Below are 15,984 nucleotides of genomic sequence, written 5' to 3' on the forward strand. Positions count from 1 at the left end.
ATTACCGGTTTAAATCTCTATAGCGAATCCAAGAACGCGAGGAGTTGATCATCCGCTTTGAATCGTGAATCGGCCTGTCCGGAAACGGACTCAGGCCGAGCGAGGGCAGCGTCCTTTATCGTGATGTGTGCATGGAGATATGGTTGGGTCGATCGGGTCGACTCATGCCCGAGCCACAGGGCAATGACCGTCGTGTCCGCACCCGCCGCCAACAATTCCATCGCTGCGCTATGGCGAAGGATATGAGGAGAAACCCGCTTGCTTCGCAGGGACGGGCAGTCCTTTGCTGGCTGGCCAACATACTTTGCCAGAAGATATTGCACGGAATCTGAGTTCATCCGCGCCACCTGGATCGTCGGGAACAGCACTGATGTCTTCAGGCGAGCGGGTTCCGTCAGCCACTCACTCAGCGCATGTTGCGCGGTTTTGGTAATAGGCGTCGCTCGCTCCTTCCGACCTTTGAAGGCATCGGACATGCGCCGCGGTAATCTGCGGCTATTTCTGCAGCGACAATCTCAAACGATGATGCCCGCCTCGTCATGACGGTCAGCAGCCGCTGAAATCTCCCGAGATGGCAAGGCTGCGGAATACCTGCTCATGGAATGTTGCCGCCAACGTGCCGGCGTCATCCCGATCTGTCTCGCGAAAGCCTTGGTAAAATGACTCTGATCGGTGAAGCCGCATTCAAGTGCGACCTGTGCCAAGGGCTGATCCCTTCCGATCAACAAGCAGGCTCTCTCAATCCGCTGTGCGATCAGCCAGGAATAAGGCGCCACGCCGACGGTCTCAGTGAAGGCCTTTATGAAATAGCAGGTGGAAAGTCCGCAAAGGCTCGCCACCTCGGCTATGCTCACCTGCTGGGATAACCTTGATCGCAAAAAGGTCTTGGCCAGTTTCACCTGCCAATCCGAGAGCACCGGGCGACGCCGGAAAATGCCGCTGCCCTTGCGCATCGGCGGGCGGCCACGCCGGAACAAACCCGGCTCGGTCAAAGCGTCTCCAGACGCAACACCGCATTGGCCCGCGTTCACGCGTACCCAGTCGCCATCGCGACCTCCAACGGGATGCAAGTGCCTCGATCTTCCCACCGTGGGATCGACCCGCCACTTAGCGGCCACCACCGGCAGGCCGCGGGCAAACGCCTGCAACCGGCAACGGAGGAAACCCTGTAATTCCCAACTCCAGACACCTGGCGAGGAGCAAATGCGCCCCTTCCCACGAAATTTTTTTCTAACTGCTGAAAAACCCCGCATTACGGCTCTCGTCCGAGTCGAATTCGAAAGAAGCGAACCGCGCGATTGAGCTCCTTCTGGACGGTTCGCCGATGAAGCCCGCGCAAACTCGCCGTTTCATCGAGAGAAAGGCCGTCCCTGAACTTGTCGAGGAAGATCGCGCGCCGCTGCTCCGGCAATTCACTCAGCGCCTCCGTCACTTTTGCAAGCTCATCAGCGGCCAGCACGGTTCGTTCCGGATCCGGAGACGTGTCTGCCAATTCATCGATCAGGGGCTGATCGAGTGTGACAAGGCGCGTTCTTGTCCTCAGCCGGTTGCGCCCGAGGTTCAGGGCCATTCTGCGTAAATAGGACTGGGGATTGCGAACCAGTCCGACTGACGGGCCGCCAGCCAGTTTTTCCCAGGTATCCTGCAACGCATCTTGCGCGGCATCGCGTGAACCCAGCTCAAACTCGAGGTATCGCTGCATCTCCTTGTAGATGATGAGAAAAACACGAGCCAGCGCTGCCGGGCGATATTCACCGGAGTGCGGCTCTGCTTCGCTGCCGGCTGTTGAATTCAGTGGAATGGGGGGATCTAGGGGATCAGAGGGATCCTCGGTCATCTCGCATCTAGTCCATGGAAATCGCACCGCGCAAGGCTCGATAAACCGCCAGGTGAGCCCATCGCCAAGTTGTCAAAGACGCGGATTCGGAAGCCAGTGAGTCTGGCTGCTCTCAAATCCGCAGGCACCACAGTGTCTTCCCGTGAACGAGCTGTACACGGCTGCTGTGTTAAAATTTTGTCACACTTGCACGTCCAGCTTCGCATCAATCACATAAAGCAGTCTACATTCAACTTAGTTAGTCGGAAGCTATCAATATTGCCCACGACAAAATGCTTGAAAAGCAGAGTATGGCACAGCGAAGCATGGCTGATTGCCTCGCGCTTACTGTTACCTAGGAACCACCTTGCCAAATTAAGCTGCACGCGGGCAAAGCCCAGCGACAGTGTGTGTGAGCCCGCCCCGAAAGTTGTTAGGCAATACCAGCATGTTGTGATTCACGCCGTCCTGCGAGAGATGGAGTGATCAATGGCATGGACTGGTATTGCCCGGCAGGAGCATAGCCGGAAAGGGTTGCGCTATTCCAGCGATATGCCGGACAGGGAGTGGGAATTGGCGGCGCCGTTTATCCCACCGCCCAGGCGCGCAGGTCGACGCCCCACAACGGACATGCGCGAAGTGGTGAATGCTCTGCTGTACATTGCGGCAAGCGGCTGCGCCTGGAGGCCTCTGCCCAAGTGCTTTGTGCCGGTCTCGACGGTCCAGCGCTACTTCTACGTTTGGCGCAACACCGGTCTGCTCGAAGCCATGAACACGGTGCTGGTCTTGAACCTGCGGGAGATCGAGGTGCGCGAAGCCTCGCCAAGCGCCGGTGTGATCGATAGCCAGCCGGTGAAAACAACGGAAAGCGGCGACCCTTGCGGCTATGATGCGGGAAAGAAGATCAAGGGCCGCAAGCGCCACATCCTGACGGACACCTGCGGCTTTCTCATCTTCATCCTCGTCCACACCGCCGGCATTCAGGACCGCGACGGTGCCGTCGATGTCCTCAAGGCCGTGCGCAAACGCTTCCCTTGGCTGCGCCATGTCTTTGCAGACGGAGGCTTTGCTGGCGACAAGCTTCGTGCCGCCCCCACCGGATCGGGTGCCTGGACGATCGAAATCATCAAAAGTTCGGACAAGGCGAAGGGCTTTCAGGTTCTCCCTCGGCGATGGGGCGTCGAACGCACCTTCGCATGGCTTGGCAGATGCCGCCGCCTTGCCAAGGATTGGGAAACCACTATTGCATCCTCCACGGCATGGGCGACAATTGCCTCTATCCGCATGCTTACCCGCAGAACTGCAAGGTATTGCTACGGTTGAGGAACTTCCGTGTCAGGAACTAAAAGCGGCCCGGTGGATATGATGGGCTAAGGTGCCGTAAGCCCGATCCGCCCCTGTACCTCATGCACCGTGGAAACACCGCATCGAGCGAGACCATCGATCACGTCCGCGGGCGCACGCTCAACATTAGTGATAACGGTACCTGCCATCTGCCTTCCTTATCGTTTGAGACCAAATAGGTGGCCATGGTGAGCGGTCGGCGCGGACCGAGAGACAAATCTGGCAGTCGGCTGCGCGCGCCACTTTTCAGGGGTAAATAACGAAGTTCGAAAATCCGCCCCTGCGGGCGGTCATCCCGGAAATCGCGTCGTTGACTTCCTCAAGCGGGTGGCCCTGATGCTCGAAGACAGACACATCCAACAACTTGCTCTCTACTAACGCCGCCAGCTCACGCCCCTCTTCCGTCGAAAACCAGTTGGATCCCAGGAGAACACGATTGGCGGATGTCAGGAAGTGATGTGGTCCGACATCGTTGGACAAGTCAGCAATGGGGGCTTCACGCAGTACGGTCAGAACTATGCAGAACACCTGTCACTTGGGGTTGCCGCTGTTAAAGCGCTGGACTGGTCTGAACTGAGTGATAGGTTTGCGCTGGCGATGACTGAGCAGGCGGGTGATGTCACTGCACCGCGTTGGATTGAGCCGATCTGGCCTGCGGATGATCCCGAGTTATGGGCTCAAAGCCGTAATAGATTTGTTCGATACCTTGCTCGCAAGCGGAAGCCCTGGTGGCGACCAGTTATGGGCCGGGACCTTGCCGCGGTTGCAGCGCAAAATGATGACTGGGGACTTGCGGTGCAGTATCGCGAAGCAGTGCGGGCAGGCGATCTGCCGTCCGGCGGAGAGCGCTTCCTGGACTATGTCGAGCCTGCGAACGATGATACCGATGCGTTCGACGAATGGTTCTTCTCCGTCAAAGCTCAAGCTGCATCGGTGCAGTACGTACACTGCGTTTATAATACGGAATCGTCAAGAGCTTTACCGCACACCACCAGGGGACAGCTAGCTTGGGTGAGATGCAAGCTGACCCTGAGCATTTGCAACGGGGCATTTTGCGCGGGCGGGCGCCTAACCCGGCTTATTCATCGGGCTTGGTCAGAAGGGTTGGCGGGAGTGGTGTAAGCGATTGCTTTGGTGTAGGAAAATGGGTGTCTAGACCAGTCCTGCAGCGAGGCAATTTATGCCACGGGCCACACCCGCCGGGAGCGATGATAGCGCGCCGGGATTTTCGTTTCCAGCGATCGGGCGCAAGAAAATCACAGCCGCGTTCGACGGAGGTCGGCTCACCTCGGATGGCGGTGTTCTGCTGCTGGCACAGGCCGAGCGCGCGATGGGGCTTTGCCGGCGGCTTGCGGCTTGCATTGCCGATCCGCGGGACCCTGTGCGGGTGATCCATCGCCTTGATGACATTCTGCGTGCCCGCGTGTTCGCGATCGCGTGCGGCTACGAGGACGCCGATGATCTCGACGCTCTGCGTGACGATCCGGGCTTCCGCCTGGCGCTGGACAAGCTGCCGGGATCGGGCGCGGGGCTGGCCAGCCAACCGACGATGAGCCGGTGGGAAAATGCGCCGACCACACGCGAGCTGGCCAGGATGATGGCCGCGATGATCGACATCTACTGCATCAGCTACCCCGCCGCGCCGGCGGCGGTGACGCTGGATATCGATGACACCTGTGACGTTGTTCATGGCTATCAGCAGCTCTCCTTCTGGAACGGGCATCATGGCGAGCGCTGCTTCCTGCCGATCCATGTCTACGACACTGCCACCGGCCGACCGGTGGCGATGCTACTGCGCACCGGCAAGACACCGTCGGGCGCCGAAGCTGCCGGCCACATCCGGCGCCTGGTGCGCCATCTGCGCCGGCACTGGCCCGAAACGCACATCACCATCCGCGGCGACGGGCACTATGGCCGGCCCGAGGTCATGGCCTTCTGCGAGGCGGCCGGCGTCGATTACGTGTTCGGCCTGCCAACCAACGCCGCGCTGCGTGCTGATCCCGAAATCGTCGCTGCCGCCGATGCCTGCGCGGTTAAGCGGGCTCAGCGCCAATATCCGGTCCTGCGCAACTATGCCGAGACCCGCTACGGCGCGAAGAGCTGGAAGTGCCAGCGCCGCGTCGTCGCCCGGATCGAGGCCAGCACGCTGGGCATGGACATCCGCTATGTCGTCACCTCGCTGGCCGAAGGTTCGGCTGAGCATATCTACGACACCCTCTACTGCGCTCGCGGCAACGCCGAGAACCTGATCAAGCGCCACAAGACCCAGCTTGCCAGCGATCGTACCTCGTGCCGATCTGCCAACGCCAACCAGATGCGCATCATCCTGCACACCGCCGCCTACTGGCTCGTGTGGCGCATCCAGCAGGAAATCCCGAAGGCTGCCCCGCTCGCCACCGCCGAGTTCGCAACGCTGCGCCTGCGGTTGCTCAAGGTCGCCGCCCGCGTCATCGAAACCGCTACGCGCATCCGCGTCGCCTTCGCGTCAGCCTGCCCCGATGCCAGCCTGTTCAGAACCATTGCCACCGGCCTCCGGCCGGCACCCACATAACCAGCGCGGCAGTGCCGCCGAAAGCCCGAGCCCTCGTCCTTCAACCTCGAAAAGCCCATCGATCCTGACGCGGTGAAAAAACCCGCCGGAGGAGCTTGCTCTGATCACCCGGCGACCGACAAACCATGCTCGGACCAACCCGGAGCGGAGGCCTCATGAATAGTGCGGGTTAGAGCTCTGCTTTACGAAGCAGCCTCTGTAATCTTAACTCGAACTCGCGCGGAAAGTGATCTGAGAACGTGGGGTCTGAGGCTTCGCGAGAAACTTGGCTTCAAACGAGCTGCGGTTGCCGTCGCGCGCAAGCTGGCCGTTATCATGCACGCCATGTTAAAGTCCGGGAAGGAATTCAACGAGCGCGCCGCAGCGTAACTACCAGTTTATTCTGGCGGCGCGACAGCGAAGCGCGGCCAGGCGTCCCTGCCGGGACGTGAGGTGGCCCATTCCGTGAGATGGCGTTGCACCGTCAGCCGAATTGGCGCGTGCGTTTTGCACATTGGAAAGGCCGCTCCGCGAAATACCCATCATGCAGCGACTTGTATCGACTGCGAAGACGACCGTGATCCCGGCAATCGATGCTGAAACCAAAAAAGGCCTTGCCATGAGAGCCGCTATTAGACGACGCCGCTCCACACCGAACCGATACGGCGCTCTCAAGCGCGCGGTGCGCGGGGTTAGCGACAATATGCTGATACAGCAGTTGAAGGAGCTGGAAGCGGACGGGATTATCTTGCGCAAGGACTATCGCGAGGTGCCTCCGCGCGTTGACTACACGCTGACCCCGCTCGGCCACAGCCTGGCGCAGGCGCTGGCACCCCTATGCTCTTGGGGTAGCGACAATATGGAAGCGGTGGCGCGTATCTTCACGGAGCGCGAACAATGGCAACCGGTCAAGACCGCTTCAGCGCCCTGAATGCCCATGCCTGCATCGATCGCTTGAGGCCAGACGATTGACGCTGCAGATTCCCTTTCGAGCATTGGCTTCAGCTCAGGACCGAGAGCATGCTGTCGATGCAGCCGGTAGCTCATCCAATTGATCCACACCGACGCACCCATGTATTGGCAACGGAGCCTTTCCCGCATCAAGACCAGGAATTTCTGCAATCCTATAGACCGTGCGCACACTTCCGTGCCTCTCGAAGACGCCCACATCGGTGCACAGATTGCCTGCAGCCTTTCGGTTTCACCAGTGCAACTTCCATCGCAGCTCGGGTTAGGCGTACTGCCGGCTCCGGCAGTACGCCGGCAATGACGCTGTGCAAGGCGTCAGCGTCCGCGAAGAATGCCGGTGCAGCACACCAGTCGCCGCTGGCTATTCTGACATTTCCGGCACGCGGGTGCAAAGCCGCTCGATTTCGGCCATGTCAGTTTCGTCATCGAGCGTCGGCATCTTCCGGACGTTATTCGCTACCTAAGTGAGTTCGACGATGAGACCGTGCGAGAATTTGAAGTTCCTCGTACCGGGATTTTCTCACCGAAACACGCCGTTAAAAACGCAGCAAAAAGAGAAGTTTGTACAAGTCTGGTATTTTCGAACAGGCTGGCAATCCGCACGGTACCTTCGACGGCAATGCATTACTAATCCCTTTTACTAGCTATGAAGTGAACCATTACTGGTGTATTCCGGAGCATAAGCCAAGGCGAAGCTCAGGAATTTCGAGATGGCGTTGACCACCATGCAGCGACCGGTATTTGCACCCGACGCGCGGTTCTTCGCGATTACGGCAATCATTATGGCGTTGATAAACATTAGCGCTTTTTCGTTCTTTGCAGCCATGGGCATATCGTCGTTCAAGGCGCCCGTTTCGGTTCATGTTCACGCGATACTATTCATGGGATGGGTCTTGTTGTTCGTGTCTCAGGTATTGCTTGGAGCGACCGGATCACTCGCCCTTCATCGCAAACTCGGGTGGCTGGCGGTGGGTTGGGCTGTGGCTATGGTCATCGTCGGCACCTTGTCGACGATATGGAGTGCCCAAAAAGCTGCAGTGCCGTTCTTTTTCTTACCCGCGCAATTTGTGCTGATGAATCCGCTGAGCGTGATCTTGTTCGCAGTGCTATTGATTGGAGCTGTGGTCAAGCGCCGTGATCGCGAATGGCATCCACGCCTGATAATATGCGGAATGGCAGCAATCATGGGGCCGTCTTTCGGGCGCCTGCTACCAGCTCCCGTGCTTATGTATTCGATGCTGACCGCAGTCTTCTTTGGTATGATCGCTTTTCCAGTCGCAGGCATCGTGCGGGACAAGCTGCGCTCCGGCCGCGTTCATCCGGCTTGGTGGCTTGGTTTGGGTTCGCTCTTGCTGTTGCAACTGGCAACCGAGACCCTGGGCCGAAGCGCCATTGCAGGCGCAATCTACGCCCGCACTGTGGTCGGCACACCTGGGGCGCGTATCCCCGGCCTCAGGTATCAGCCCCCGCCGTTTCCAGTCGCCTCTTGATGGGTCGGTCAAGCTGCCAGTGAGACTGATTTTTACACCGCTCGATGCACCGATCCAAGTGAGACACCGGAATGATGCCCCGGCGCACAAAGCTTCCGGCTTTGTGGCTTGCGCTGATCGTCTTGCCGACGTCGCCGTGGCTAAGAATAAGATTCCGTCCGGCGTCTGGCCTCCAGTCGCCCTTTTTGAGGCCCCCAAACACGGTCGATCGTTAGGCGAAGATTTGTCGGACCGCTCATGCCGGGCTCCAGATCAGACGCCATGCAGCGAATTCCGAAGGGCGGACTTGGTAGCGCGCGAAATTGCCCTCGTGCAGGCCAAGCAACTCTGTCTCTGCAACCTCGATAAACTGCTCCTGATCTGCCGCTGGAATGATCTCGCGCACAATCTCAGCGAGGTGCGCGCGCGCAGCCATTCGGTTCATGGGGCCGCGCACGACATCCCGGATGATGTCTCGCAATCTTTCGCGGTAGCGCAAGCGGAAGGGGTCCGGTTCACCCATCGATTGGCGAATGGCCGCATAGCGTCCTGCTGATCGCTCATAGGCCCAGAGGAATACGTCACGCAGCAGGGACGTATCGTTGCGTTCGTACACGCCAAGCGTAGCGCGAGTGTAGAGATCGCCTGGGACCTCGGTAAACGACAGCGGCGCAAGGTTCGCCCTGATCATCGGAATGTTGGCCGCCAGTCTGGAGACCCGCTTGTTCACATCGTCGAAGGGCTGAAGGTAGGGAAGTTGAACCATGACGAAGAAGGCTTGCTCGAACGGATCCGTTATGGCTGCTGCAGTAGCGAGGAGCTGATCAAAGCATTCCTCTATGAGCCCGGGCACTTCCAGCGGATGGAATGTCGAACCGTCGATGCCGACGATAATGTGACGTAGCCGACCAACCGCCGTAGGGTCGGGCAACAGGTTGTTGGCGAGCAAGGCATGCAGATTGAGGATCGTATAGCGATTGAAGCCGATATCGTCGGCGTTGGCGACGAGAAACTCAATCGCGTCTTTGTGGTTAAGGATCATCTGCGCTTCGAGTGGCCCGCGACCCTTGGCAGCCTCCCCGAAATCGAGCAACCGCCGAGTGTCGAGCAGCGAATAGGTGTTGCCTTCGAGCCGGCTGGAATTCCACGCTAAGTCGATCAGCAGCCTGTTCATGATTTGTTTCGCGTAGGTTCCGGCGGCTGCGGCCTCGATCTGCGGTTTGCCGATAGCGGCCAGATGGTCGCGATGCTCTTGGGTGAGATAATATGTTTCGTTCGGTCGGTAGCCATCTAGGAACCCGCGATCATAACCGACTGGCAGTCGAGCCGCGACAGGCTGGCGGACATAGGCCAGGACCGCGTGGCCCTCGGCCGACATCGGGACGATGTCGGCCGCGTCCGGTTCAGCAACAGTATCACCAACAAGATGGTAACGGGCGGCGCGCCCGTCTCCGGCAAGCCTGAGGCGACCTGCATCAACCAGCGCGCGAAGGCGATATTGGAGAGTACGACGGGCACCAGGCGCGGCGAGAACTTCAGTAATCTGCGCAGCTGATGCACCGCCTGGGTATTGCGCTACCGCTGCCTCAATCGCTGCCAGATCGCCTTCGGGAATGGGTCGTGCCACACAAGCTCCTTAGTTGCGCAAAACATGAAACGCGCAACTAAATGAGTCAATGCGCAATTAAGCAGAGATTCGCGCAATCACATCCAGATTCGCGCAACATCAGCCGCGCAAGGCCTCCGCCGCCCCCCGTGACCTGTTGAACAAGGAATACCTGTTGATCCCCTCGACACAGGTGGTGCGCTCCGAATACCTGGGCGAACCCCGCGTCATCGGCGTCACCGCCGGCGCGAAGTTCTGACCATGGCGCTGGGCAGACGCAGTTTCATCCTGGGCGGCCTTGCCATCGGCAGCCACCCCGCGTTTCGCCCGGCAAAGGGGCATGCGGCGGAAGCAGACAGGCTTCCGCCGTGGACTCCCGGCACTCTCGACATCCATCATATCGATACCGGCGTCGGCAACGCCACGTTCATTCTGGCGCCGGACGGGACCACGATCCTGATCGATTGCGGTGCGACGCGCGGCGGACCGCCCGCTTCCACCGCGCTCCGGCCGGACGACAGCCGTGCCGCTGGCGAATGGGTCGCCCGCTACGCGCTGCGGCACGCGCGCGCGGCGAACCGCACGACGCTGGACTATATCGTCGCCACCCACGTTCACCCCGACCACATCGGCTCGCCGCTGAATGGAGATCCGCGGGCTGCGGCGGGCTATACGCTGACCGGGCTCAGCCAGGTCGATGCGCTCATGCCCGCCGATCTGGTCGTCGATCGCGGTTTTCCCGATTACGCGCCGCTGCCGCTGATCGACGCCCCTTTCGCCAGCAATCATCTCGCGTGGCTTCAGGCGCGCCGCAAGGCGGGCAAGCGGGTCGAGCAGGTCAAGGTCGGATCGGAGCGACAGCTTCATGCACGGCGCACGGGCGCCTTCTCAGTCCGCTTCGTGGGCGGCAACGGCCGCGTTTGGACCGGCGAAGGCGAGCAATCGCGCGACCTCCTGCCGCCGCGATCGATCTGGACTGCGGAATCGACGCCGGAAGAAAACCACATGTCGATCGCCCTGGTGTTGTCCTATGGATCGTTCCGATATTTCACCGGCGGCGACCTGATCGGCGATACCCATGACGGCGCCTTTCCATGGCTCGACGTGGAAACGCCGATCGCCCGCGCGGCAGGCCGCGTCGATGTCGCGGCAGCCGATCATCACGGCTATTTCGATGCCGGCTGGCAGGGCTTCACCGACGCGCTCGATGCCGACGCCTATGTGATCCAGGCCTGGCATGCGACCCACCCGGCCATGGCCACCCTGCAGCGCCTGTTGAACGCATGGCGCGGCAGGGAAACCCGCGATGTCTTTCTCACCCGCCTCGACCCCGCCAGCAAGGCCGTCAACGCCCGCTTCCTGTCGAAAGTTAAAAGCACCGAAGGGCATGTCGTCGTGCGCGTCGGCCCGGACGGCACGTATCGCACGTTCGTTACCGACAGCCGCGACGAGGCGGACAGAGTGACTTTCACCGGCGCCACACGGACACCGAAAGCCAGCCAAGTATAATCAAGCCGCGCCCGGAGCATTTTCCCGTCGGGTGTAATCGCCCGATGACCGGGAAAATGCGGAAAAACCAAACCCCTAAGGCAGTTGATCCGATGCAATCGGATCGGAAACTGCCCTAGAACTTGACGCGCGCGCCGACGCGGAAAACGCGTCCCGAATTGGAATATTGGGTTACGACGGGCTGGTTGGCATAGGCATAACGCTCGCTGGGCTGGCTCGTAAGGTTCAACGCCTCTGCCGAAATCGAGAAGCGCTCGTTGATCTGGAAACTGGTGGAAGCATCGACGTTCAGGGTCGAGCGGCTCGACTGGAAGTCGTTGATCAGTGGGCTCCCGCAGTAGGACACCGAAGCATTTGGATTTGTCGGCACCGGCGAGGTGGAAATCCCCGGCGAGCACGAACCGGAGGCGATCGGATAAGTCGTGCTGTAGCCCGCCCGATAGGCCGCCGAGACGCGCCCGCGAAAGCGCTTGCCTTCATAATAGAGCGTCGCGTTGAGGGCCTTGGGAGAAACCCCCAGGAACGGCGCCTTGGCAGTGGTCTGCGGCATCGTCGCCGTGCCGGGATCGAGAATGTATTCGAGCTGGGACTTGATATAGGTGCCGTTGATGAGGATGCCGAAGTTCTTGAACAGCCCCGGCAGGAACGTCAGATCCATCTGGAAGTTGACCTCGATACCGCGGACATAGCCGCCCGGCGCATCGCGGTACTGACGGGCCAGAAACGGATAGTTGCCGTCGATATAGGCGATCTGGGCCGGGTTGGTGTATTGCGCGCGGATCGCGGCGATCGTCTCGGCATCGGCGAAAGCCGAAAGGGGCGCTTCGTAGAGCACGGTCTGGGGAAAGCTTGCGATTTCCTTGTCGAACAGGGCGACGGAAATCAGGCCGCCGGGCGCGAAGTACCACTCCGCGCTGAAGTCGAGATTGGTCGCCTGGAAAGGCGAGAGCTGCGGATTGCCGATCGTCAGCGAACCGCCGGTGGTGTCGCCGGTATTGGGCACGCTGATCGACGAGATCGAAGGCGAAAGGTTGCCCAACAGAGGCCTCGCAATGACTTTGGCCGCCGCGAGACGGACGAGAAGATCGTCGACCGGCTCATAAACCAGATTCAGCGAAGGCAGAAAATCGGTGTAGCGATTGCGCCCCTTGATCGGACGTCCTGCCTGCGTTTCGCCGATAGAGGTCAGATCCGTGCCCGCGACGCGCACACCTGCGTTGCCGCGGAACTCGCGTCCGAACAGCAGCGTGTCGAAATCGGCCTGGACGTAGCCGGAAAGATTTTTCTCCGTCACGCCGAAGCTGGTCGTGCGATTGCGCTTGTTCGAGACGCGCCAGTCGCCCCATTCGTTCACGCAGTTGCAACGGAAGTCGTAGAGCTTTTCGAAAGCCTCGATATCCGGCACCACGAAGCTGGAAACCGAACCTTCCGGCACTTTGAGTCCCTGCCCGAAGTCGATCGTCTTCGCCACGTCGGCGATGTTCACGCCCGCTTCCAGCAGGGTGGGATTGAGCAAGTCGTTCACCCGCTCGTACTGGACCGTGGAGAAGGTGTACTTGCGCCAGGCCAACCCTGCCTTTAGCGTGAACTCACTGTTCATTTGCCACTCGGCGTCCACTTTGCCGGTCGTGTAGGTGTTGTTGGTCTTGCGAACGTAGCGGCGGATCGCGGAGAAGCCCTTGACCGTATCCCAGTTGCTGGCGTGGGCCGGGTCGAAACCGAGGTCGATCGAAGGCATGGAGCCGCCGCCGCGTTCGTCGAACACGAACTGTCCGGGGCTGTTCATGCGGTTGAACTCGACCAGCAACCCTTCGGAATCGTTGCTCGATTCCGAGCGCCCGAAAACACCGTGCACTTTCAGGGTATCGGTAAATTCATGGTCGATTCGGATTGAACCCTGCTTGAACTCGGTGGTGTAGGTGCTCATGTCCTGGGCCGAGCGGAAGTCTACGTTCTCCAGCACGAGATAGTCGGCGACGCCGTTCGTCACGTTCGCATCCATCACCCGCACGGCCGGTCGGCCGATCAGATTGCCGCGATAGGCGAGCCGGTTCGACGAGGGAATGTATCCCACCGAATTGGGATTGTTGTAATAGTCGTAGGGATCGAGATTGTTGGGGTTGGTGCTGAAGATATTGGCATTGGCCGGGCTCACCGCGCCCGGCACGATCGCGCCGGTTCCCAGCACCGCGTCGACCAGGTTGCCGTTGGCGTCGAGCGCAGTCGAGAATGCCGGGACCGTTCCGTAGGACTGCTGCCCGCAGTCCATCGGCGCGGTCAGGTCGTCCCCCGCCGCCGGAGCACACAGGCCGGGGTAGAGATTGCGCGCGGCGGTGGGCGTCAGGGTGTTGCCCGCCGTATTGTAGGCGGCATTGGTGTTGTTGCGGTTGAGTCCGACCGGACCGATCTGGTTGTAGACGCTGGTGTTCTTGAAGCGCGAGTAGACGCCGTCGATCGTCAGCAGGGTCCGGTCGCTCATCTGCCATTGATAGGCCGCGGTAAGACCGAGGCGCTGGTTTCGCACGTTCTGCTGCTCGATGCTCGGAAGCGCCGGGATGCGGACCAGAGAATCGTCGTAGCGGCCCGGCGTGTTGTAAGGCGCGCCGGGAAACAGCTTCGCATAAGCCTCGGGATCCGATCCGGTCAGCTGCGCTATTGCATCGGGATTGGTGATCGCGGTTCCGAGGTCGGTGCCGACCGGCGCAGCGAATCCCGCGCGCTGCGGGCTTTCGTTCCCGGCCCAGTCGGAACCGCGATAGAGGTAGTCGGAAGAACCGGCACTGCGCCGATACTGGTCGATCTCGTTCGAGGACTTGCTGTAGGCGCCCGAGATCAGGATCCCCATCGTGTTATCGGCAAAGCGGGTGGAGGCAAGACCGGCGATACGGGGCGAGAACTTCTTCGAATTCTCCTGATAGCTCGCCTCGCTCGACAGGGCCAAAGTCGGCTTGTTGTAGTCGAAGGGCTTGCCGGTCTCGAGATCGATGGTAGCGCCCAGCGATCCCTCGTCGGTTTCGGCGGACGAGGTCTTGCGCACTTTCAGCGAACTGAACAGTTCGGAGGCGAACGTGTTATAGTCGAAAGCGCGGCTGCGGTTGGGGCTCGTGCCGGAATCGTTCGACCCGGCCGTGGCCAGGGCTTCCAATCCGTTCAGCCGCGTGCGGTTGAAGTCTCCCCCCAGGCCGCGCACGGAAATCTGCCGCCCTTCGCCGTTGTCCCTGTCGATTGAGACGCCCGGCAGACGTTGCAGCGACTCTGCAAGGTTCGAGTCCGGGAAGTCGGCGATGTCCTCGGCATTGATGGCATCGATCTGCACGTTCTCGGTGCGCTTCTCGTCCAGCGAATTGCGCAAGGAGGCGCGAAAGCCTGTAACGATGATTTCGGCCACTGAGACACCGGTGTCATTTGCAGATACAGAAGGCGCCTCTTCTGCCGGCAATGCAGTCTCCGTCTGGGCAAACGCCGGCACGCCCGTTCCTGCCAGAGTTATGACGCCGACTGAAACGGTAAGACGCAGATTGGTTCTGGTATTCGACCGATTTTCCGCCACCGCTCTCTTCCTCTCTCCAGCAGCCGCACTATCTGCGTCTGCACCCGCACCGATGGAGGAAAGCCGCCATGCCTTGGAGCCTATTGCGCCCACACCGAGCGCAAGTTCTCCGACCTTCGACCTTTAAGCCTCCCCCGACGTGCCGATCCTTTGCCAGCATCATCGAAACGGTTTCTACATTGTTGCTTTTATATTTGCAACAAACATTCGTATAGAAAATCCGAGAACAGCGTCGCATGCGTGAAAGACCGGCTCCTCGTGCGGAAACGGTCGCTGGCCTGAATGGAAAACGGATGTGGGCAGCGTCAGTCCGGGAAGCGGGGAGGCACCCAGCCGAGCCCTTCTGAAATCCGCAAGGCGGCCTCTCCCAACATCTGCCGGGTCCGGTCGAGGTCTGTCTTCTGAGAGCCGTCGATGGTGACAAGAAAAGGTATCGTCAGCGCGGCACTGACGTGGCCGTCGAAACCGAAGACCGGAAAGCTGATGTCGGTGACGCCTGCGGCGCGGGCACTGGGCTGCATCTCGTAGCCTTGCAGGCGTACCGCTTCGAGCCGCTTTTCCAGTTTCTTCAGCGCGGCGGCACCTGCGTCGCGAAGATCGGCCACTAGCGCATCACGCCGCTGGGCCGCCGTGAACGCAAGCAGGACATGGCCGGAACAGCTCGTCAGGATATCGACGACCGTTCCAAGCCGGATGCCGAAACCGACAGGCCCGATATTCTCCTGCCGGTGAATCACGGTAGCGTTGCCGCCCGTGCGCACGACGAGATGGCACGATTGGTTGGTGTCGCTCGACAACTGGTGCATGACCGGCGCCGCGACATTGCTCAAGGTGTGCGCAGGCGTGGCGCGAAAAGCGACATCGAGCACGCGGTAGGAAACCGTATAGCGATCGTTTGCCGGATCCTTGCGCAGCCACCCCAGGCGTTCCATCACGATGATGATGCGGAACACCTCGCTGATCGAGCGTTCCAGCCGCTGGGCGATTTCACTGATCGTAAGCCCGCTCGGATCCTTCGCGAAAAGTTCGAGAATCTCGATACCTTTCTCGAGTGCGGGAGCGGAATAGGCGCGCTTGCCGGAGGCTTCGCCGCCTTCCTCGTTGACTTCGGACGGGACCATCTATCGGTCATAAACCACGATAAATTCCTCTGCAACAGGACTGCCTCAACGCTCCACGGCCAAGAACCGG

12 protein-coding genes and 1 pseudogene are annotated in these 15,984 nt (G+C 60.2%); 7 read left to right on the top strand and 6 right to left on the bottom strand.

Features of this window, described 5'->3' with window-relative positions:
* Positions 1 to 17: 17 nt before the first annotated feature.
* The 3 genes from ACZ1II_RS07380 to ACZ1II_RS07390 form a co-directional block, all read right to left on the bottom strand.
* Positions 18 to 476: a tyrosine-type recombinase/integrase gene (locus ACZ1II_RS07380; RefSeq protein ID WP_465143763.1), complete on the bottom strand. Its 459-nt coding sequence runs from the start codon at positions 474 to 476 to the stop codon at positions 18 to 20.
* Between the two features lie 39 nt (positions 477 to 515).
* On the bottom strand, positions 516 to 992 hold the full coding sequence (locus tag ACZ1II_RS07385) for a helix-turn-helix domain-containing protein (protein ID WP_465143764.1): 477 nt from the start codon (positions 990 to 992) through the stop codon (positions 516 to 518).
* Positions 993 to 1,252: 260 nt separating this feature from the next.
* Positions 1,253 to 1,837 carry an RNA polymerase sigma factor gene (locus ACZ1II_RS07390; protein WP_465143765.1) on the bottom strand — a complete coding sequence of 195 codons (585 nt, stop codon included), beginning with the start codon at positions 1,835 to 1,837 and terminating at the stop codon, positions 1,253 to 1,255.
* A gap of 468 nt (positions 1,838 to 2,305) precedes the next feature.
* Here ACZ1II_RS07390 and ACZ1II_RS07395 point away from each other — a divergent pair, with 468 nt between their 5' ends.
* The 6 genes and pseudogenes from ACZ1II_RS07395 (at position 2,306) to ACZ1II_RS07420 (ending at position 8,149) form a co-directional block, all read left to right on the top strand.
* The gene (locus ACZ1II_RS07395) at positions 2,306 to 3,139 is read left to right on the top strand and encodes an IS5 family transposase (protein ID WP_465143766.1); all 834 of its coding nucleotides are present in this window, start codon (positions 2,306 to 2,308) and stop codon (positions 3,137 to 3,139) included.
* A 477-nt stretch (positions 3,140 to 3,616) separates the two neighbouring features.
* Positions 3,617 to 4,282: a hypothetical protein gene (locus tag ACZ1II_RS07400; RefSeq protein ID WP_465143767.1), complete on the top strand. Its 666-nt coding sequence runs from the start codon at positions 3,617 to 3,619 to the stop codon at positions 4,280 to 4,282.
* A gap of 58 nt (positions 4,283 to 4,340) precedes the next feature.
* Positions 4,341 to 5,711: an IS1380 family transposase gene (locus ACZ1II_RS07405; RefSeq protein ID WP_465143380.1), complete on the top strand. Its 1,371-nt coding sequence runs from the start codon at positions 4,341 to 4,343 to the stop codon at positions 5,709 to 5,711.
* Between the two features lie 168 nt (positions 5,712 to 5,879).
* Positions 5,880 to 6,080 (top strand): annotated as a pseudogene (locus ACZ1II_RS07410) (IS110 family transposase); the annotation flags it as partial.
* A 154-nt stretch (positions 6,081 to 6,234) separates the two neighbouring features.
* Entirely contained in the window at positions 6,235 to 6,621 is a 387-nt protein-coding gene (locus tag ACZ1II_RS07415; RefSeq protein WP_465143768.1) for a winged helix-turn-helix transcriptional regulator, read from the top strand.
* A gap of 748 nt (positions 6,622 to 7,369) precedes the next feature.
* Positions 7,370 to 8,149, top strand: a complete 780-nt coding sequence (locus ACZ1II_RS07420; RefSeq protein ID WP_465143769.1) for a hypothetical protein — start codon at positions 7,370 to 7,372, stop codon at positions 8,147 to 8,149.
* Between the two features lie 235 nt (positions 8,150 to 8,384).
* Here ACZ1II_RS07420 and ACZ1II_RS07425 read toward each other — a convergent pair whose 3' ends face one another.
* Positions 8,385 to 9,755, bottom strand: a complete 1,371-nt coding sequence (locus ACZ1II_RS07425) for a Fic family protein (protein ID WP_465143770.1) — start codon at positions 9,753 to 9,755, stop codon at positions 8,385 to 8,387.
* Positions 9,756 to 9,995: 240 nt separating this feature from the next.
* Here ACZ1II_RS07425 and ACZ1II_RS07430 point away from each other — a divergent pair, with 240 nt between their 5' ends.
* Positions 9,996 to 11,243 (top strand): ComEC/Rec2 family competence protein, encoded by a 1,248-nt coding sequence (locus ACZ1II_RS07430; protein ID WP_465143771.1) that lies wholly within the window; start codon positions 9,996 to 9,998, stop codon positions 11,241 to 11,243.
* A gap of 115 nt (positions 11,244 to 11,358) precedes the next feature.
* Here the strand turns inward: ACZ1II_RS07430 and ACZ1II_RS07435 are convergent, their stop codons facing one another.
* Both ACZ1II_RS07435 and ACZ1II_RS07440 read right to left on the bottom strand, forming a co-directional pair.
* A complete protein-coding gene (locus tag ACZ1II_RS07435; RefSeq protein ID WP_465143772.1) occupies positions 11,359 to 14,631 on the bottom strand; it encodes a TonB-dependent receptor domain-containing protein in 3,273 nt (1,090 codons plus the stop codon).
* Between the two features lie 467 nt (positions 14,632 to 15,098).
* Positions 15,099 to 15,914 (bottom strand): IclR family transcriptional regulator, encoded by an 816-nt coding sequence (locus ACZ1II_RS07440; RefSeq protein ID WP_465143773.1) that lies wholly within the window; start codon positions 15,912 to 15,914, stop codon positions 15,099 to 15,101.
* Positions 15,915 to 15,984: the final 70 nt, after the last annotated feature.

The organism is Novosphingobium sp. BL-S-20 (assembly GCF_055521635.1).

Bases quoted from the DNA above. Each gene is read 5' to 3' on its own strand.
- ACZ1II_RS07395 (WP_465143766.1), top strand. From the start codon at position 2,306: ATGGCATGGACTGGTATTGCCCGGCAGGAGCATAGCCGGAAAGGGTTG.
- ACZ1II_RS07430 (WP_465143771.1), top strand. From the start codon at position 9,996: ATGGCGCTGGGCAGACGCAGTTTCATCCTGGGCGGCCTTGCCATCGGC.
- ACZ1II_RS07405 (WP_465143380.1), top strand. From the start codon at position 4,341: ATGCCACGGGCCACACCCGCCGGGAGCGATGATAGCGCGCCGGGATTT.
- ACZ1II_RS07420 (WP_465143769.1), top strand. From the start codon at position 7,370: ATGGCGTTGACCACCATGCAGCGACCGGTATTTGCACCCGACGCGCGG.
- ACZ1II_RS07380 (WP_465143763.1), bottom strand. From the start codon at position 476: ATGTCCGATGCCTTCAAAGGTCGGAAGGAGCGAGCGACGCCTATTACC.
- ACZ1II_RS07400 (WP_465143767.1), top strand. From the start codon at position 3,617: ATGTGGTCCGACATCGTTGGACAAGTCAGCAATGGGGGCTTCACGCAG.
- ACZ1II_RS07390 (WP_465143765.1), bottom strand. From the start codon at position 1,837: ATGACCGAGGATCCCTCTGATCCCCTAGATCCCCCCATTCCACTGAAT.
- ACZ1II_RS07440 (WP_465143773.1), bottom strand. From the start codon at position 15,914: ATGGTCCCGTCCGAAGTCAACGAGGAAGGCGGCGAAGCCTCCGGCAAG.
- ACZ1II_RS07415 (WP_465143768.1), top strand. From the start codon at position 6,235: ATGCAGCGACTTGTATCGACTGCGAAGACGACCGTGATCCCGGCAATC.